General features: G+C 65.1%; 18 protein-coding genes. 4 read left to right on the top strand and 14 right to left on the bottom strand.

What is annotated here, in order from left to right:
* Positions 1–35: 35 nt before the first annotated feature.
* Complete coding sequence (locus CK219_RS26420) at positions 36–1,232, bottom strand: GGDEF domain-containing protein (protein WP_095769554.1); 1,197 nt, start codon at positions 1,230–1,232, stop codon at positions 36–38.
* A 160-nt stretch (positions 1,233–1,392) separates the two neighbouring features.
* Between CK219_RS26420 and CK219_RS26415 the strand changes: the two genes are divergently transcribed.
* Positions 1,393–1,698: a hypothetical protein gene (locus CK219_RS26415; RefSeq protein ID WP_095769553.1), complete on the top strand. Its 306-nt coding sequence runs from the start codon at positions 1,393–1,395 to the stop codon at positions 1,696–1,698.
* Positions 1,699–1,761: 63 nt separating this feature from the next.
* On the opposite strand, the gene leuC is transcribed toward CK219_RS26415, so the two are convergent.
* The 6 genes from leuC to rplS all read right to left on the bottom strand — a co-directional run bounded on the left by leuC (position 1,762) and on the right by rplS (position 6,981).
* On the bottom strand, positions 1,762–3,171 hold the full coding sequence (leuC, locus tag CK219_RS26410; RefSeq protein ID WP_095769552.1) for a 3-isopropylmalate dehydratase large subunit: 1,410 nt from the start codon (positions 3,169–3,171) through the stop codon (positions 1,762–1,764).
* A 73-nt stretch (positions 3,172–3,244) separates the two neighbouring features.
* A complete protein-coding gene (locus CK219_RS26405) occupies positions 3,245–3,397 on the bottom strand; it encodes a hypothetical protein (RefSeq protein WP_176477160.1) in 153 nt (50 codons plus the stop codon).
* A gap of 170 nt (positions 3,398–3,567) precedes the next feature.
* On the bottom strand, positions 3,568–4,218 hold the full coding sequence (locus tag CK219_RS26400) for a methyltransferase domain-containing protein (RefSeq protein WP_095769614.1): 651 nt from the start codon (positions 4,216–4,218) through the stop codon (positions 3,568–3,570).
* Between the two features lie 120 nt (positions 4,219–4,338).
* Entirely contained in the window at positions 4,339–5,151 is an 813-nt protein-coding gene (locus CK219_RS26395) for an amino acid ABC transporter permease (protein WP_095769550.1), read from the bottom strand.
* Between the two features lie 261 nt (positions 5,152–5,412).
* Positions 5,413–6,210 (bottom strand): transporter substrate-binding domain-containing protein, encoded by a 798-nt coding sequence (locus tag CK219_RS26385; RefSeq protein WP_095769612.1) that lies wholly within the window; start codon positions 6,208–6,210, stop codon positions 5,413–5,415.
* A 249-nt stretch (positions 6,211–6,459) separates the two neighbouring features.
* On the bottom strand, positions 6,460–6,981 hold the full coding sequence (gene rplS, locus CK219_RS26380) for a 50S ribosomal protein L19 (protein ID WP_095769549.1): 522 nt from the start codon (positions 6,979–6,981) through the stop codon (positions 6,460–6,462).
* Positions 6,982–7,324: 343 nt separating this feature from the next.
* Between rplS and CK219_RS26375 the strand changes: the two genes are divergently transcribed.
* The gene (locus CK219_RS26375; protein ID WP_095769548.1) at positions 7,325–8,077 is read left to right on the top strand and encodes a sulfite exporter TauE/SafE family protein; all 753 of its coding nucleotides are present in this window, start codon (positions 7,325–7,327) and stop codon (positions 8,075–8,077) included.
* On the opposite strand, the gene trmD is transcribed toward CK219_RS26375, so the two are convergent.
* The gene (gene trmD, locus CK219_RS26370; RefSeq protein WP_095769547.1) at positions 8,059–8,757 is read right to left on the bottom strand and encodes a tRNA (guanosine(37)-N1)-methyltransferase TrmD; all 699 of its coding nucleotides are present in this window, start codon (positions 8,755–8,757) and stop codon (positions 8,059–8,061) included. The genes CK219_RS26375 and trmD overlap by 19 nt on opposite strands.
* A complete protein-coding gene (gene rimM, locus CK219_RS26365; RefSeq protein WP_095769546.1) occupies positions 8,754–9,353 on the bottom strand; it encodes a ribosome maturation factor RimM in 600 nt (199 codons plus the stop codon). Before rimM ends, trmD begins: the two co-directional genes overlap by 4 nt.
* A gap of 111 nt (positions 9,354–9,464) precedes the next feature.
* On the opposite strand from rimM, the gene CK219_RS26360 reads away from it, so the two are divergent.
* Together CK219_RS26360 and CK219_RS26355 are read left to right on the top strand one after the other, a co-directional pair.
* Positions 9,465–10,403, top strand: coding sequence for a tyrosine recombinase XerC (locus CK219_RS26360; RefSeq protein ID WP_095769545.1), 939 nt, complete (start codon positions 9,465–9,467; stop codon positions 10,401–10,403).
* Between the two features lie 335 nt (positions 10,404–10,738).
* Positions 10,739–11,803 carry a TraB/GumN family protein gene (locus tag CK219_RS26355; RefSeq protein ID WP_095769611.1) on the top strand — a complete coding sequence of 355 codons (1,065 nt, stop codon included), beginning with the start codon at positions 10,739–10,741 and terminating at the stop codon, positions 11,801–11,803.
* Between the two features lie 628 nt (positions 11,804–12,431).
* Here CK219_RS26355 and lpdA read toward each other — a convergent pair.
* The 5 genes from lpdA to odhB all read right to left on the bottom strand — a co-directional run bounded on the left by lpdA (position 12,432) and on the right by odhB (position 17,196).
* Positions 12,432–13,838: a dihydrolipoyl dehydrogenase gene (gene lpdA / locus CK219_RS26345; protein ID WP_095769543.1), complete on the bottom strand. Its 1,407-nt coding sequence runs from the start codon at positions 13,836–13,838 to the stop codon at positions 12,432–12,434.
* Between the two features lie 23 nt (positions 13,839–13,861).
* The gene (locus CK219_RS26340; protein WP_095769542.1) at positions 13,862–14,617 is read right to left on the bottom strand and encodes an SDR family oxidoreductase; all 756 of its coding nucleotides are present in this window, start codon (positions 14,615–14,617) and stop codon (positions 13,862–13,864) included.
* A complete protein-coding gene (locus CK219_RS26335; protein ID WP_095769541.1) occupies positions 14,614–15,126 on the bottom strand; it encodes a hypothetical protein in 513 nt (170 codons plus the stop codon). Before CK219_RS26335 ends, CK219_RS26340 begins: the two co-directional genes overlap by 4 nt.
* Positions 15,126–15,791: a DUF4241 domain-containing protein gene (locus CK219_RS26330; protein WP_245340629.1), complete on the bottom strand. Its 666-nt coding sequence runs from the start codon at positions 15,789–15,791 to the stop codon at positions 15,126–15,128. Before CK219_RS26330 ends, CK219_RS26335 begins: the two co-directional genes overlap by 1 nt.
* Positions 15,792–15,915: 124 nt before the next feature.
* Positions 15,916–17,196, bottom strand: a complete 1,281-nt coding sequence (gene odhB / locus CK219_RS26325) for a 2-oxoglutarate dehydrogenase complex dihydrolipoyllysine-residue succinyltransferase (protein WP_095769539.1) — start codon at positions 17,194–17,196, stop codon at positions 15,916–15,918.
* Positions 17,197–17,246 lie beyond the last annotated feature (50 nt).

The raw sequence follows: 17,246 nt of genomic DNA, 5'->3' as shown, positions 1-17,246 counted from the left end.
TGGACTAGCAGGGGGTTGCGCCGGGCCTGGATGTATCAGCCGACGGCGAGCGGCTCGGCAGCGAAGGCGGTTTCAGGTCTCTCATAGGAAAGCCGCACGCTGTCGCGGCCGTTCTTCTTGGCTTTGTAGAGCGCCTCGTCGGCGCGCCGCATCAGCGGCATCAGCCCTTCCCTGCCGGTGCGGGCGGCAACGCCGAAGCTTGCGGTGACCCTCGTGTCGGGCGGCAGGCCCTCGATCGCGCCGGCCGAATAGAAGGAACGGATCGCTTCGGCGAAGAGCCTTGCCGACGCCAGGTCGCTCAGCGGCAAAAGCACGGCGAACTCTTCGCCGCCGATGCGGCCGGCGGCCCCGCGCGCGCCGGTGGCGGAACGCAGCTTGGCGGCGAAGTCGGCAATCACCCGGTCGCCTGCCTCATGGCCGTGCCGGTCGTTCAGCGCCTTGAAGTGATCGAGATCGGCAAGCACCAGCGCGACGGGAAATCCGGCCTTGCCGCACTGGTCGAGCAATAGGTTCGCCCGCTCCTCGAAGCCGCGGCGATTGAGGATGCCCGAGAGCGGGTCGGTATGGGTCTCGTCCTTCAGCGCCCTCATCACATCGAGCGCCGCCGCCGTGAACAGGCAAAGCGCGGTCAGCAGCGACAACAGCGCGTGCGAAAGCAGCGCGGTCGTCCAGTAGGACGATCCGTAGAACCCATCATAGCCGTGGAACGGCCCGTGCGCGATAACGACGACCAGCGTGCGGGCGATGAAGTTCAGCCCCGAAAGCAGCGACAGCACGAGCAGGATTTTCTCGGTTGGGCCGTTGTGGCGCACCGTTCTCAGCTCGGCGCCGACCAGCAGGCTGAGCGCGCCGAAGCCGAAATTCATCGCAAGCACGCGCCAGGTGAGGTCCGGCTGGACGAACATGAACCAGATGAAGGCGGCGAGCCCGCCGCCGGTCACGATGCCGATCCCGACATAGGGCACGCGCCGCCCGTAGCGCGCGATGATCGCGCTGGAGAGGCAGCAGGCCGCGATCGTGAAGCAGATGTTGGAAACGAGCTTGGTCAGCGCCACGCCGATCGGAAGCGTGAAATATTGCAGCAGGAAACCCGGCGCCGACAGGCAGTAGCTCGCGCCGAGCACAGCCAGATACGGTCGATGGCGCTGATAGGACCACAGCACGAGGAACGCAGCGCCGAGCGCCAGCGCTATCGTCGGATTGAGCAGCGCTATGAGCAGACCGGTGTCCAAAAGACTGCGACTTTTCCCAACTTACCCAACGGGAGATACTAGGACGCAAGCCCAAACAAGCGGTTAAGTCTCGATAGATACATCGCATGCCACGCGGAACCGGCCTGCCGGAGCGGCGTTGTCCGGCCAGACAGGAGACGCCAGACGGGAGACGATCGAGATGGCGGGCACGATCACTTTGACGAACCACGATGAAATCCGCTCCTGGGCGGCGGCGCGCGCCGGCTTCCCGGCCATCGTCGACGTCTCGCCCGAAGCTGGAACGCAGCCCATGCTGCGGCTGGTTTTTGGGCAGCAGGCCTATGAAGATACCGACCGCCCGGAGCGTCCGATCAACAGCGGCGGCTACGAACTCGTGGAGTGGGACGAGTGGTTCAGGATTTTCGACGAGCGGCAGCTGGCCTTGGTCGTCGCCGCCGACGAGCCCGGCCGGCGCGAGGAGTTTCACGAGATCATTCGCAGATAGATCGCTGAAAGCAAAAGGCCCGGACGTCCTGTCCGGGCCCTTGTTGAGAGACGCGGCCGGCTGTTACTTCCAGTCGCGGATGTCGACGAAGTGGCCGGCGATCGCCGCGGCCGCCGCCATGGCCGGCGACACCAGATGGGTGCGGCCCTTGAAGCCCTGCCGGCCCTCGAAATTACGGTTCGAGGTCGAGGCGCAGCGTTCATGCGGCTTCAGCCGGTCGTCGTTCATGGCCAGGCACATCGAGCAGCCCGGCTCGCGCCAGTCGAAGCCGGCGGCGACGAAGATCTTGTCGAGGCCCTCGGCCTCCGCCTGTTCCTTGACCAGGCCCGAACCCGGCACGATCATGGCGTTGACGCGCGGATTGACCTTCTTGCCCTCGACCACTTTGGCTGCGGCGCGCAAGTCCTCGATGCGGCCATTGGTGCAGGAACCGATGAAGACGCGGTCGAGCTCGATGTCGGTGATCCTGGTTCCCGGCGTCAGCCCCATATAGTCGAGCGCGCGGATCTTCGAGCTGCGCTTGTTCTCGTCCGCGATCTCTTGCGGATCGGGCACGGTACCCTGCACCGAGACGACGTCCTCGGGCGAAGAACCCCAGGAGACGATCGGCGGCAGTTTCTGCGCGTCGAGCACGACGACCTTGTCGAAATGCGCGCCTTCGTCGGACTGCAGGGTCTTCCAATAGGCGAGCGCGGCGTCCCAGGCGGCGCCCTTCGGGGCGCGCGGCTTGTCCTTGACATAGGCAAAGGTCGTCTCGTCCGGCGCGATCAGGCCGGCGCGGGCGCCGCCTTCGATCGACATGTTGCAGATCGTCATGCGGCCTTCCATCGACAGCGAGCGGATCGCTTCGCCGGCATATTCGATGACGTAGCCGGTGCCGCCGGCGGTGCCGATCTCGCCGATGATGGCGAGGATGATGTCCTTGGCGGTGACGCCTTCCGGCAGTTGGCCGTCGACGCGCACCAGCATGTTCTTGGCCTTGCGCTGGATCAGCGTTTGCGTCGCCAGCACATGCTCGACCTCGGACGTGCCGATGCCATGCGCAAGCGCGCCGAACGCCCCATGCGTGGAGGTATGGCTGTCGCCGCAGACGATGGTCATGCCGGGCAGCGTGAAGCCTTGCTCGGGCCCGATGATGTGGACGATGCCCTGGCGGATATCGTTCTCGGAATAATAATCGATGCCGAAATCCTTGGCATTCCTGGCGAGCGCCTCGACCTGGATGCGGCTTTCCTCGTTCTTGATGCCGAACTTGCGCTCGGGCGAGGTCGGCACGTTGTGGTCGACCACGGCCAGCGTCTTTTCCGGATGCCGGACTTTTCTGCCGCTCATGCGCAGGCCTTCGAAGGCCTGCGGGCTGGTGACCTCGTGCACGAGGTGGCGGTCGATATAGAGCAGGCAGGTGCCGTCGTCCTGGCGGTCGACCGTGTGGTCGTCGAAGATCTTGTCGTAGAGGGTGCGCGGTGCGCTCATGTGCGTAAATCCGTCGATATGAGAATGGGAAAAGGACGCCGGCAATCCGGCGCGACGACTGCGATCGGTCGGTTCAGCGAAGTCGGCTGGTGAGCGCGCCGCAGACGCGCGCGGAGAAACGCGACGGCAGGCGCTTTCTGTCCTGCAGCACGAAACCCTTATAAGCCGGATCGCTGAAAAGCTTTTCCATGGCGCGGTAGATAGCAATGTTTTGCCTTTTCGGCAATTAGCGCGACTTCCCCTTCTCCCCCTGTGGGAGAAGGTGGATCGGCGCGCAGCGCCGAGACGGATGAGGGGTGTTCCAGCGGAGTGAGACGCTGGTTTTGCCTGGAGCACCCCTCATCCGGCCGCTTCGCGGCCACCTTCTCCCACAAGGGGAGAAGGGGAAGGCTGCGCTCACACCACCTCGAACACAAACGTCTTCACCAGCGCTTCCGGATCGCCGATGGCATAGCAGCGGAACCACGGGCTCTCCTCGACCAGCCGCCATTTCCCCGCCTCTGCCAACTCGTCGAACACTGCCTGGAAGCCGCCGCTCTCGAAAACCTGGTCGCGCACGGTGAAGATGGCGTGGCCGCCGCTCTTGGTGATGCGCACCAGCTCATGCAATCCCGAAGCCGGCGCGTGGCCGATGGTGAAGACGCCGGTCGAGAAGAAGGCGCGGAAATGCCGGTCGGGCCAGGGCAGCGGGCCGCCGAGCATCGCCTTCTTCAGCTCGCTATAGGCCGGCCTGCCATTGGCCTGACGGCTGCCGGCGATCTTCAGCATGTCGTCGGAGAGGTCGAGCCCGGCGATGTCGCCATAGCCCAAAGCCTTCAGCGACGGCCCCGACAGGCCCGTGCCGCAGCCGGCGTCGAGCAGCGGACCTTCGCCCGCCGGCACGTGCCGCGCCACCCAGGCGGCGATGAGGAAAGGCAGAAGGTAGCCCAGCGAGGCGGTCTCGCTGTCGTAAGTCGCCGCCCAGTCGGCATAGGCCTTTGCGAGCCCTTCCGGCGAATCGGCCGAATAGACGGAATCCAGCGCCGCATTGGCTTTGTCGAAATTCATGGGCGTCTCCTCCGCCGGATGCACATGACCCAAACTAGAGCAATTCCAGGAAAAGTGGGAACCGGTTTTCCGTCCGGAATTGCGTCAAAAACAATGAGGGAGCGCGGACTTTGCTTCCGGCTATTCCTGATGCTGGCGGCGCAGCCGCTGTTCCAGCGCCCGCAGTGCCAGCGACAGGCCGACGGTGAGGATCAGGTAGATATAGGCGACGATCGAATAGGTCTCGAAGAAGCGGAAGGAGCCCGCGGCATAGACCTTGCCCATCTGGGTGATGTCGGCGACGCCGAGCACCGAGACCAGCGAGGAATCCTTGACCATGGCGACGAAGTCGTTGCCGAGCGGTGGCAGGATGGTGCGGATCGCCTGCGGGAAGACGATCAGCCGGAAGCGCTGGACTCGGCTGAGCCCGAGCGCCTTGGCCGCCTCGATCTGGCCCTTCTCGACCGACTGGATGCCGGCGCGGAACACTTCCGAGATGAAGGCCGAGTAGCCGATGGTCAAAGCCATGATGGCGCGCCAGAGCAGCGAGACGTCGCGCACCAGCAGCTCGCCGATCAGGCCGGCGCCCTGCAGCGGCGCGGTCAGCGCATTCCAGGCGGCGACGAAGGCCGGCGCGCCGGCAAAGGCGATCCAGAACAACAGCACCAGGATCGGCACGCCGCGGATGATCTCGACATAGAAGCGCGCGGTCTGGCGCAGCCACTGCGATCCCGACAGCGCCATCAGCGCGATGCCAAGCCCGAAGGCGGAGGCTAAGGCGAAAGCGACCGCGGTGACAAAGATGGTGATGCCGATGCCCTTGGTGACGGTGGCGAAGACTTGCGCATAGAGGTCGCTGGAGGCGATGGCGACAGCGGCGGCCAATGCCAGAACGAGGGCAGCGGCCAGCCACCAGGGGAATTCGGCTTTGGAGGTGGACGCGAGCGCTGCCATCAGGCGATGCCATCGCGGCCATTTTTGCGATAGCAGCGTTCTACGAGACCCCCCTCTGTCCTGCCGGACATCTCCCCGTCAAGGGGGGAGATTAGCAGCTTCGGCCTCATCGCCCATCCTGCAGCGTTGGAGATTAGCGAAAGCCGGCGCGACATCCGATCTCCCTCCTTGAGGGGGAGATGGCCGGCAGGCCAGAGAGGGGGGACTTGGCGCAAGGTCAGCGCAATTTCCTGCAAACTCACTGCGCGCAACAAGACGAGTTCACTGCCCCATCTTGTAATCGAGGAACCACTTCTTGTTGAGCTTGTCCAACGTGCCGTCCGCCTTCAGCGAAGCGATCGCGGCATTCACCGGCTTTACCAGGTCCGACCCTTTCGGGAAGATGAAGCCGAAATCCTCGGTGCCGAGCGGTCCGCCGATCAGCTTGAGCTTGCCTTCGGAGGCATCGACATAGCCCTGGCCGGCGGTGCCGTCGGTGAGCACAACGTCGACGTCGCCCGATTTCAGCGCCTGCACGGTCGCGCCGAACGTCTCGAACAGCTTTATGCGCGGGTTCTGCTCATTGCCGTCGAGCACGCTGTAGACGGCGGTGTAGAAGGGCGTGGTACCGGGCTGGGCGCCGATCAGCCCGTCCTTGAAGGCACCGAAGCTCTTGGCGTCGGTGAAGCGGCTTTCGTCGCCGCGCACCAGCATGAACTGCTCCGAGCGCATATAAGGATCGGAGAAGTCGACCTTCTCCTTGCGGTCGTCCTTGATGGTGATGCCGGTCATGCCGATGTTGTACTGATTGTCGGAGACCGCCTGGATCATCGCGTCCCAGGAGGTGTTCTGGTATTCGACCTTGAAGTTCAGCCGCTTGGCGATCTCGTCCATCGCGTCATATTCCCAGCCGATCTGCTTGCCGGTCTTCTTGTCGATGAACTGCAGCGGCGGATAGGCGTTTTCCGTCACCACCACGACCTTCCTGCCGCCGAGGTCCGGCAAATTGTCGGCGAGCGCCGCGACAGGCGCGAGAAGCCAGGCCACCATGGCGGCCAGCAGCAGTTTCGACTTGGTCATGACAAACTCCCCGAAGATGATTGGCCGCGCGATGTTCACGCGCCAAGAGAAAATCCGGCGCCGACTTTAGCTTGCCGCATGCGCCTTGCAAGCCGCTCCGCACTGCCGCGGCGCGTGAATGCGCAATCCAGTGCTCTTCAAGGATGGTTCGAAACGCGAAGGCTTCGATCAAATTCCGCACGCTTGCGACAGCTGCACAACGAAAAAAGGCGGCCGAAGCCGCCTTTCCGAAACCTGTCTCGCAAAACCTTATTCGGCCGAAGCGGCCTCGGCGGCAGCCTTTTTCTCGGCGGCTTCCTTGGCGGCCGTCTCGGCGGCCAGCGCCTGGGCGGCGGCGACCTTTTCGGCCTCGATGCGGGCGCGTTCGGCGTTCAGCGCATCGCGCTCTTCATCGTTCAGCTTGCGGGCGCGTACGCCGGTGTTTTCCGAAATGCGGGCCGACTTGCCGCGACGGTCGCGCAGGTAATAGAGCTTGGCGCGGCGAACCTTGCCGCGGCGCACGATCTCGACACCCTCGACCATCGGCGAATAGACCGGGAAAACGCGCTCGACGCCTTCGCCGTAGGAAATCTTGCGTACGGTGAAATTCTCCTGGAAGCCCGAGCCGGCGCGGGCGATGACGACTCCCTCATAGGCCTGGACGCGGGTGCGGGTGCCTTCGGTGACGCGCACCTGGACGCGCACGGTGTCGCCCGGCTGGAATTCGGGCAGCTTGCGCTTGGCTTCGATCTTGGCGGCCTGTTCGGCCTCGAGCTGACGGATGAGATCCATCTCAAATATCCACTTCTTGTTCTTCCGACAGTCAGAGCGTTCTCAGCTCGCCTTGCAGTTCCAATGACCGCTCGGCTATGCCCTTTGTCTTCGACATTGGGCAGGGACGGCTACACCGCACTTGTTGACGGGCCCGAAAGATCGTTCTTCCGGTTCGGGCGGGCACATACAGCCATTTTGCCGCTTTGTCACGCCCTAATGCATGTCGCCCGGAAGTGCGCGCGGTTCGGGAACCCCGACATGCATCAAGACAAGGGCGTTGCGGCATATTTGCGCCCATGGCCCACATTTACTGCGGCCGTGCCGGGTTGCGCGCGGCTCGCAAGCTTCCTAAGCGGGGAAAATGACTTTTTTCGATGCCGCCTTGCTCTTTTTCTCAGGCTTTGTCTCCGGCGCGGTCAATGCCGTCGCCGGCGGCGGCACCTTCGTCACCTTCGGCGCCATGAGCTTGGTCGGCCTGCCGCCGATCGTCGCCAATGCTACCTCCTCGGTGACGCAATTTCCCGGCTATATCACCTCGACGCTCGCCTATCTCGACGACATCAGGCATTTCTGGCGCCAGGCGCTGCTGCTCTGCGTCATCTCCGCCCTCGGCGCGCTGGCCGGCTCGCTGATCCTGCTTGCGCTCTCCAACCCGTCCTTCCGCGCGCTGGTGCCCTGGCTGCTGATCGCCGCCACCGCGCTGTTCGCCGCCGGGCCGTGGCTGAAACCGGCGCCCAAGCCTGGGGCCGAAGCCAAGGTCGGCTCATTCGCCGGATCGCTCGCCCAGTTCGCGACCTCCGTCTATGGCGGCTTTTTCGGCGCCGGCATGGGCGTGATGATGCTGGCGACGCTCGGCCTGACGCAGGCCGGCGACTACCACCGGCTCAACGCGCTGAAGAACATGCTGGCCGTGGTGATCGCAGCCATCGCCATCCTGGTCTTCGTTTCGGGCGGCGTTGTCGCCTGGCCGCAGGCGATCGTCATGATCCCGGGCGGCGCGCTCGGCGGCTATGCCGGCGTCTGGATCGCCAAGCGCGTGCCGCAAAATCTCGTGCGCGGCTTCGTCGTCGCCGTCGGCCTGTTCCTGGCCTTTTATTATTTCACCAAGGGCTGAGCGCGCAGCAAATCTGGCCGCCGCTCCCGTGTCAGCTTCTCGGCCTCGGAGCGCCGCCATTCGGCGATCTTCTTGTGGTTGCCGGAAATCAGCACGTCGGGAATCGACCTGCCTTCGAAGTCCTGCGGCCGCGTATAATGCGGATGCTCAAGCAGGCCGTTCTCGAAACTCTCTTCCTCGCCAGAGACCGCATTGCCCATGACGCCCGGCAGCAGCCGCACCACGGCATCGAGCAGCACAAGTGCTGCCGGCTCGCCGCCCGACAGGATGAAATCGCCGATCGAGACCTCTTCCAGTTCTCGCGCCTCGATCAGCCGCTGGTCGACTCCTTCGAAGCGACCGCACACTATGACGACGCCCGGGCCGGCGGCGAGCTCACGCACACGCGCCTGGGTCAGCGGTTTGCCGCGCGGGCTCATCAGCAGCCTTGGGCGCTCGTCGCCCGGCGGCGAGGCGTGGTCTATGGCCTTGGCCAGCACGTCGGCGCGCATCACCATGCCGGCGCCGCCGCCGGCCGGCGTGTCGTCGACGGTGCGATGCCTGTCGGTGGCGAAATCGCGGATCTGGATCGCTTCGAGCGACCAAGTTCCGGCCTCCAGCGCGCGGCCGGCCAGCGACAGGCCGAGCGCGCCCGGAAACATCTCTGGATAGAGCGTCAGCACCGAGGCGGCAAAGCTCACCGATTGCCCCCGGCATCCTTCGGTCCGCGCGGCCGACCCTTCGGGTCGAAGCCGGCATCCCTGGGCGCTTCGTCGCCTTCTTCGTCTTCGACCAGCCCCGCCGCCTGAGGGTTGACCTCAACGAATCCGTCGGCGATCGAGACATGCGGCACCGCGGCCTGCGTGAACGGTATCAGCACGCCCTTGCGACCGGCAAGCGTGACGTCGAGTATGTCGCCGCCACCGAAATTATGCACGGCGACGACCCTGCCGATGACGCCCGTATCGTCCCTGACATCGAGGCCGATGAGATCGGCGTGATAGAATTCGTCCTCCTCGCCGTCGTCGGGCAACACCGAGCGGTCGACGAAAAGCTCGGTGCCGGCCAACGCCTCGGCGGCATTGCGGTCACCGACGCCCTTGAAGCGCACGACCACCACAGTCCCGGCAGGTCTGATATCGATGATCTGGAAGGCGCGGCCGTCCCTGGCATAAAGCGGGCCGTAATCGGCCAGCGCCAGCGGGTCTCCGGTGAAGGTTTTCACCCGCAATTCGCCCTTGATGCCGTGCGCGGCACCGATCACGGCCATCTGTACGGGGTTTTCGAGCTTCGGCATCGGCGGCGCTTCCTTTGCCCTGCTCTAATCCCCTCAAGCCGTCATTTCAATGACGCCTCTTCACCGCTTCCTAACCCGCACGTCCGAAACTGCCAAAAACGGAAAAAGCCCATGCAGGAATTCCTCATCCCGGCAAAACCCGACCTTCAGGCGGCCCGCGAGACCTGGCTGAAAACGCTGGCGCATGAGCGCCGCCTGTCGCCGGAGACGGTCGAGGCCTATGAGCGCGACACCCGCCAGTTCCTGCACTTCTTGACCGGCCATTGCGGCGGCGCGCCGGGTATCTCCGACATCGCGGACCTGCGGCCGGCCGATCTGCGCGGCTTCCTCGCTGCGCGGCGCAATGAAGGCGCTGGCGCCCGCACGCTAGGGCGCGGCCTTGCCGGCATCCGCTCGCTGCTGCGCTTTCTCGAAAAACGCGGGATGGTAAACGCGGCAGGCGCCGCAGCCCTGCGCGCGCCGCGCCAGCCGAAATCGCTGCCCAAGCCGCTGACGGCAAGCGACGCCAGGCAGGTCGTGGCGATGGAGGGCCAACTGGCGGAAGAGCCGTGGATCGCCGCACGCAACGCCGCCGTGCTGACGCTGCTCTACGGCTCCGGCCTGCGCATCTCCGAGGCGCTGGGCCTGACCGGCGCCGACCTCGCAACGGAAGCCGACAGTGTGCTGCGCGTCACCGGCAAGGGCGGCAAGACGCGGCTGGTGCCGGTGCTGCCGGTGGCCCGCAAGGCGGTTGCCGAATACCGCCGGCTCTGCCCTTTCCATATTGGTCCCGACGGCCCGCTGTTCCGTGGCGCCCGTGGCGGCCCGCTCAACCCAGCCATCGTCCAGCGCGAGATGGCGAAGCTGCGCTCGGCGCTCAACCTGCCCGACACCGCGACGCCGCATGCCTTGCGGCATTCCTTCGCCACTCATCTGCTCGGCCGCGGCGGCGACCTGCGCACCATCCAGGAACTGCTCGGCCACGCCAGCCTGTCGACCACCCAGATCTACACCGGCGTCGACACCGCGAGGCTGCTCGACATCTACGAGAAGGCGCATCCAAGGGCGTGAACGGGCGCCGCGGGACGTCGTCATTCTAGGGCGGAGCAAGGAGCGCAGCGACGCGCGCAGACCCTGGAATCCATGCCGTGACCTCGGCGCTCCGCGACGGTGCAGAATTCTGGATCGTCGCATTCGACGGCGCAAGTAACGGAATGGATCCTCGGGTCTGCGCGCGTCGCTTCGCTCCTTGCTCCGCCCGTGGATGACGACGCGATGGACGGTCCGGCTAATCGTCAACGCATTCGGTCCGACAACCGGAGCGAACCTCAAACTCAGCGAACCAGAAACAAATTTCATCCTCCCAATTAACCGTTTTGCCGCTTTTCCGCGCTAAGACGCTTCTCATGAAACGCGTCATCGCCATCGCCGACCGCGCGGCCCTTGTCTCGTTGAAGCTGCTTGCGGCGCTCAACCTGCTGTTTTTCCTGTCTTTCCTCGTCGTTATGCTGCTCGCTGGCCGGGCGCATGCCGAAATGGCCAATTGCGTCGGCACCGATCTGTTGACAGCGCTGGAAAAGAACGATCCCGCCGCCTTCAGGAAGGTCGAGACCGAGGCGGCGGCCGTACCCAACGGCAAAGGGCTGCTGTGGAAACTGGAGAAGCCGGGCGAAAAGCCGTCTTACCTGTTCGGCACCATGCACATGACCGATACGCGCGTCACCACGCTGCCGGCCGCCGCGCAAAAAGCCTATGACGGCGCCGACACCATCGTCATCGAGACCACCGACGCGATGGACAAGGCCAAGATGATGGCCGCCATGGCCAGCGAACCCGGCCTGATGATGTTCACCGACAACACCACCCTGTCGTCGCTCTTGTCGTCGGATGATGCGGCGGCGCTGGACAAGGGGCTCGACGCGCGCGGCATTCCGCCAGCGACGGTCGCCAAGATGAAGCCGTGGATCCTCTCGGCGATGATGGCGTTGCCGGCCTGCGAGGTGGCGCGCCAGAGCGCCGGCGAACCCGTCCTGGACGTCAAGCTTGCCTCCGAGGCCAAGGCTTCGGGAAAGAATGTCGAAGGGCTCGAAACCGCCGTCGATCAATTGCGCGCCATGGCTTCGCTGCCGATCGAATTCCACATGAAGAGCCTGGTCGAGACGATGAAGCTCGGCGACAAAGTGAACGACGTCACCGAGACGATGATCGTGCTCTACCAGCGTGGCGAGGTCGGCATGTTCTGGCCGCTGTTCCGCGCCGTGCTGCCGGAGACGGCGGACGACGAGGCCGGCTATGCCGCCTTCGAGCAGACCATTATCACCAGCCGCAACAAGGTGATGGCGGCGCATGCCGGGCCGATTCTGGCCAAGGGCAACGTCTTCATGGCCGTCGGCGCCATGCATCTGCCCGGTCCGGAAGGACTGGTCGAGGATTTTCGCAAGGCAGGGTATAGTGTTACCGCCGTCAACTGAGTCGTCTGGCGGCTGGCGGACCTGAAAACGCCGGTTTTTCAGCGCTTTCCGTCCGTTCGCGTGAAACCCGATGCGGGCTCAGCGCGTTGATGGCTGTTATTTTGATGACTTTCATCCAAGGAGGACACGTTTCATGGCGAACCCTAACGATCCCTACACCCCTTCGAGCACGCCTCCCCCAACGCGTGGCGGTGGTGGCGGCAGCGGGTGGCTGATCGCCCTTGTTGTCATTATCCTGGCCATTGTTGCGTATTATGTCTTTGGCAGAAGCGGCGGCGAGCATGCCCCCGCCCCGTCTGAGCCGCCGGCGGCCAGCACGCCTGCCCCGGCGCCTGCAACGCCCGCTCCGGCGCCTGAGCCAACTCCAGCGCCCACCCCGGCTCCCACGCCAGCTCCGGCGCCTACGCCTACGCCTACGCCGACCCCGGCTCCGGCTCCGGCTCCGGCACCTGCGCCGGCCCAGTAATCCGGCTACAGCTTGACGACAAACGGCCCGCCAAAGGCGGGCCGTTTTGGTTAGGATAGGCGCGAGAAAGGCCCTTAAGAAACTCGCTCCGGTGAGTCAGCTGGCGCGGCTTTCGAGAACCGGAGCGCAGTGGACATTCAGGTCCGTGAGCACCGGAACCTTTCAGATATGAATCGGCTTGAAGAACGTCGCCAGCGCCGCTTCCTTGACCGCCTCCGACATCGTCGGATGCGCGTGGCAGGTCCGCGCCAGGTCTTCGGACGAACCGCCGAATTCCATCAGCACCGCCGCCTCGTGGATCATCTCGCCGGCGCCGAAGCCGACGATATGGACGCCGAGCACGCGGTCGCTCGCCTTGTCGGCCAGGATCTTCACGAAGCCGTCGGTGTGCAGCATGGCGCGCGCGCGGCCATTGGCGCTGAACGGGAATTTCCCGGCCTTGTAGTCGATGCCGGCCTTCTTCAGCTCTTCCTCGGTCTTGCCGACCGAAGCGATTTCCGGGCTGGTGTAGACGACGCTCGGGATGACGTCGTAGTTCACATGGCCGGCTTGGCCGGCGATCGTCTCGGCCACCGCCACGCCTTCGTCCTCGGCCTTGTGCGCCAGCATCGGCCCGGCAATGACGTCGCCGATGGCATAGATGCCGGGAACATTGGTCCTGAGATGCCCGTCGGTCTTGACGCGGCCGCGCTCGTCGACCTCGACGCCCGCTTCCTTCAGCCCCAGGCTGTCGGCATAGGGCCGCCGCCCGGTGGAAACCAGCACCACATCAGCCTCGATGGTTTCCGCCGCGCCGCCCTTGACCGGTTCGAAGGTGACGCTGGCGCCCTTCTTGGCCTTTGCGACGCCGGTGACCTTGGCGCCGAGCTTGAACTCGAACCCCTGCTTGGAGAGCAGCCGCTGGAACTGCTTCGACACCTCGCCGTCCATGCCGCCCAGGATAGTGTCGAGGAACTCGACGACCGTGACCTTGGCGCCGAGCCTGGCCCACACCGAGCCGAGCTCCAGCCCGATGACGCCGCCGCCGACGACGACGAGGCTGGCGGGCACCTTGGCCAGCGACAACGCGCCGGTGGAGGAGACGATCGCCTTCTCGTCGAAATCGACCTTGACGCCCGGAATGCCGGCGACATCCGAGCCGGTAGCGATGACGATGTTCTTGGTCTCGATCTCCTCGACCTTGCCGTCCTCGCCGGTCACCGAAACCTTGCCTGCGGAAATCACCTTGCCGGTGCCGCGAAAGGAATCGATCTTGTTCTTCTTGAACAGGAAGGCGACGCCGTTGACGTTGGACGCCACCGTCGTGTCCTTATGCGCCATCATCTTCTTCAGATTGAGCTTCGGCGCCGGGATCTCGACGCCCAGCGTATCGAAGGCATGGCCGGCTTCCGCGAACATCTCGGAGGCGTGGAGCAGCGCCTTCGACGGGATGCAGCCGATGTTGAGGCAGGTGCCGCCGAAGGTGGCGTTCTTCTCGACCACCGCCGTCTTCAGCCCGAGTTGCGCCGCCTTGATGGCGCAGACATAGCCGCCCGGTCCCGATCCGATGATTACGACGTCATAAGCCATAGTCTTGTCCTTTGTTTTGGCGCCTATCGGCCGCCGCTCACATTCAGGATCGCGCCCGTTATATAGGAGGCCGCGTCCGACAGAAGATAGAGAACCGCGCTGGCGACTTCGTCCGCCGTGCCCGCGCGTTTCATCGGCAGCATGTCCCGCATCCGCGCCACCCGGTCGGGCTGGCCGCCCGACGCGTGGATCTCAGTTTCGGTGATGCCGGGGCTGACCGCGTTGACGCGAATGCCTTCGAGCACCACCTCACGCGCCAGACCGATGGTCATGGTGTCGATCGCGCCCTTGGAGGCGGCATAGTCGACATATTCGCCGGGCGAGCCCAGCCTAGCCGCCGCCGAGGACAAGTTGACGATGGCGCCGCCGTGGCCGCCATGTCGCGTCGACATGCGCTTGACCGCTTCGCGGGCGCAGAGAAAGGAGCCGACGACATTGATGTGCATCATGCGCTCCAGCCGCGCCGCGCTCATCTCGTCGACCCTCGTCTTGACGTCGACAATGCCGGCATTGTTGACGAAGGCGTCGAGCCGGCCGAAGGCCCGGTCGACGGCTTCAAACATCGCCAGGACATCGGCCTCGTTCCCGACATCGCCTCTGACCGCGAAAGCATCGCCGCCGCCGGCTTTGAGCTCGGCGACCAGCATGTCCGCCGCCACCTGGTTGGAGACATAGTTGACCGCCACCCGGTAGCCGGCCTGGTTCGCCTGCCGGCAGATGGCGGCGCCGATGCCGCGGCTGCCGCCGGTGACCAACAGCGTCTTCCTGTGCGCGCTCATTCCTGGCAGCCTTTCAGCACGAAGATGTCCCACGGCACTTTGGAGAAGCCGGCGGGGCCATAGGCGGCCGACATCTCCAGCGACGGCCCGAGGTCGGGAAAGATCAGGCTTTTCGGCGCGTCGGCGCCTTCGGCCGGCAACAGGGCGACGCCGCCCTTTTCATCGGCGCTGTAGATCACGCCTTCCCAGACCGTGCAGGCGGCAAGCTCCTCGCCGGTGACGTCGCCGGTCGGGCATTTGTACATCAGCGAGCCATGCGGCCGCGCGGCGCTGCCTTCGGTCCACATCACGATGCCGTCGAGCACGACATTGTTGTCGAGGATCATGCGGAAATTGTTGGTGATCGTCGCCGAGCTGCCGGCCGGCGTGAAGTCGATCTCGGCGCCGCTCTGCGCCTCGCCGTAGACGGCAAGCTGGATAGGGCAGGCGGCCTGGGCGCTGGAATTCGCAGCCGTAAGCGCCAGCGATCCGGCCATCAATCCGATCATGGGCGAGGCGGCATTCGTCATCACTTGGCCTGGTCGCTCTCGCGGCCGTCGGCGTTTTCGAGCACCCCGAAGTCGGTCATCAGGACCACCGGCTCGCCCGCCGCGTCCAGTCCCCAGAAGGACGGATAGAACCCATCGCCCCAGCCGCTCCAGAACATCGCGATGTTGACCGGATTGCCGGCGGCCGGATGGTGCATGACGAACCGGTCCTGGTTGGGCGCGAACTCGGCCGCCAGCACATCGTCATAATAGTTCTGATCGGGCTTCAGCTTGTCCTGCGCGGCCGTCATCAAGGCCATCGCCGCCTTGTCCATGAACGAGCCGAGGCCGGCGTCGACGGGATAGCCGAAGATTTCGTCGCCGTTCAGCGTCGAGACGTCCTGGCCGGGCAGAGTGGCGAGCTCCCAGCGCACAGGCACGCCGGGTCGGAAGCGAAGGAACGCCGCGGCCACGCGACCCTGCGCCTCGAACAGCGCGACCGGATAGTGCCCGGGCTTCACCCTGCGCGCCAGCGCCGGCCAATCGTCGGTCGTGATCAGAGGATCGCAAGCGATGATCTCGCCGGTCGGGAGTTCGAGCTCGCCGATCTGCGTGACGGTAATCTTGCGCTCCGCCAATTGCGTGTCGCTGAGCGCAAAGATGCCGAAATTGCTGCTGGCCGTCGCCGGATCCCAGTCGGCGGCCATTGCGGGCGACGGGATGGCGGCGGAGAGGCCAAGCAGGAAGATGCCGCGCCGCAAGCCGCGTGCCGTCCGGCCGAGCCCGAACCCGAACCGTTCCAGCCAGCCGCTCATTGCGGATCGGCTCCGATCACAGATCGAGCACCAGCCGCTCGGGATCCTCCAGGCTTTCCTTGACCCGCACCAGGAAGGTCACCGCTTCCTTGCCGTCGACGATGCGGTGATCGTAGCTGAGCGCCAGATACATCATCGGCCGGATGACGATCTGGCCGCCGACGACCATCGGCCGCTCCTGGATCTTGTGCATGCCGAGAATGCCCGACTGCGGCGCGTTCAGGATCGGCGTCGACATCAGCGAGCCGTAAACACCACCGTTGGAAATCGTAAACGTCCCACCTTGCATTTCCGCCACCGACAGCTTGCCGTCGCGCGCGGCAAGGCCCAGTCGGCCGATCTCCTTCTCGATTTCGGCGATCGACATCTGGTCGGCGTCGCGCACCACCGGCACCACAAGGCCCTTGTCGGTGCCGACGGCGACGCCGACATGGGCGAAGTTCTTGTAGATGATGTCGGTGCCGTCGATCTCGGCATTGACCGCCGGGATCTCCTTCAGCGCATGCGTCACAGCCTTGGTGAAGAAGCCCATGAAGCCGAGCTTCACGCCATGCTTCTTCTCGAACACGTCCTTGTATTTGGCCCTCAGCGCCATCACCGCGCTCATATCCACCTCGTTGAAGGTGGTGAGCATGGCGGCGGTGGACTGCGCTTCCTTCAAGCGGCGCGCGATGGTCTGGCGCAGCTTGGTCATGCGCACGCGCTCCTCGCGCGGCGCATCCTCGGCGGTGGACGGCGCGCGGGCCGCGGCGGGCGCCGGAGCGGCCTTCGGCGTCTCGGCCGGCTGGGAAGGGGCGCCCTTGGCGATGGCGTCGAGCACATCGCCCTTCAGCACCTGGCCGCGCTTGCCGGAACCGGACAGCTGGTCGACCGAGAGATTGTGTTCCGCGATCAGTTTGGCCGCGGCCGGCGCCGGCGGCATGGTGCGCGGCTCGACCGGACCAGCGTCGCCGGCCATCTTGGCGGTTTCGGCCGCCGCCTGCTTGGTGGTGGACGCGGCGTCCGGGCTGGAAGCCTGCGCCACCGCCTGCGGCTTGGTGGCGGGTGCTGCAGCCGCGCCGCCGGCCGAAATCGAGCCGAGCAGCGCCCCGACATTGACCGTCTCGCCTTCCTTGACGCTGATCTCGGCCAGCGTTCCGGCGCCCGCGGCGGGCACTTCCACCGTCACCTTGTCGGTTTCGAGCTCGACCAGGGGCTCGTCGGCGGCGATCGCGTCGCCGACCTTCTTGAACCACTTGCCGACAGTCGCCTCGGTGACGGATTCGCCGAGAGTGGGGACGCGGATTTCGGTAGCCATTGTGCCTGTCCGTTGTCTTCTTGAGGTCTGTTTCGTCCGGCCTGTTTGCG

Origin of the sequence: Mesorhizobium sp. WSM4313 (assembly GCF_002294725.1) — a bacterium.
Classification (GTDB): domain Bacteria; phylum Pseudomonadota; class Alphaproteobacteria; order Rhizobiales; family Rhizobiaceae; genus Mesorhizobium.
Note: the sequence above shows the minus strand (reverse complement) of the source record. Positions and strands in the feature narration are given on the sequence as shown.

Excerpts from the sequence above, each read along its gene's own strand:
- CK219_RS26340 (WP_095769542.1), bottom strand. The coding sequence starts at position 14,617 with ATGAGCGCGCACAGGAAGACGCTGTTGGTCACCGGCGGCAGCCGCGGC.
- CK219_RS26335 (WP_095769541.1), bottom strand. The coding sequence starts at position 15,126 with ATGACGAATGCCGCCTCGCCCATGATCGGATTGATGGCCGGATCGCTG.
- rplS (WP_095769549.1), bottom strand. The coding sequence starts at position 6,981 with ATGGATCTCATCCGTCAGCTCGAGGCCGAACAGGCCGCCAAGATCGAA.
- CK219_RS26395 (WP_095769550.1), bottom strand. The coding sequence starts at position 5,151 with ATGGCAGCGCTCGCGTCCACCTCCAAAGCCGAATTCCCCTGGTGGCTG.
- lpdA (WP_095769543.1), bottom strand. The coding sequence starts at position 13,838 with ATGGCTTATGACGTCGTAATCATCGGATCGGGACCGGGCGGCTATGTC.
- CK219_RS26375 (WP_095769548.1), top strand. The coding sequence starts at position 7,325 with ATGACTTTTTTCGATGCCGCCTTGCTCTTTTTCTCAGGCTTTGTCTCC.
- leuC (WP_095769552.1), bottom strand. The coding sequence starts at position 3,171 with ATGAGCGCACCGCGCACCCTCTACGACAAGATCTTCGACGACCACACG.
- odhB (WP_095769539.1), bottom strand. The coding sequence starts at position 17,196 with ATGGCTACCGAAATCCGCGTCCCCACTCTCGGCGAATCCGTCACCGAG.
- CK219_RS26355 (WP_095769611.1), top strand. The coding sequence starts at position 10,739 with ATGAAACGCGTCATCGCCATCGCCGACCGCGCGGCCCTTGTCTCGTTG.
- CK219_RS26385 (WP_095769612.1), bottom strand. The coding sequence starts at position 6,210 with ATGACCAAGTCGAAACTGCTGCTGGCCGCCATGGTGGCCTGGCTTCTC.
- CK219_RS26360 (WP_095769545.1), top strand. The coding sequence starts at position 9,465 with ATGCAGGAATTCCTCATCCCGGCAAAACCCGACCTTCAGGCGGCCCGC.
- CK219_RS26330 (WP_245340629.1), bottom strand. The coding sequence starts at position 15,791 with ATGGCCGCCGACTGGGATCCGGCGACGGCCAGCAGCAATTTCGGCATC.
- CK219_RS26415 (WP_095769553.1), top strand. The coding sequence starts at position 1,393 with ATGGCGGGCACGATCACTTTGACGAACCACGATGAAATCCGCTCCTGG.
- rimM (WP_095769546.1), bottom strand. The coding sequence starts at position 9,353 with ATGCCGAAGCTCGAAAACCCCGTACAGATGGCCGTGATCGGTGCCGCG.
- CK219_RS26400 (WP_095769614.1), bottom strand. The coding sequence starts at position 4,218 with ATGAATTTCGACAAAGCCAATGCGGCGCTGGATTCCGTCTATTCGGCC.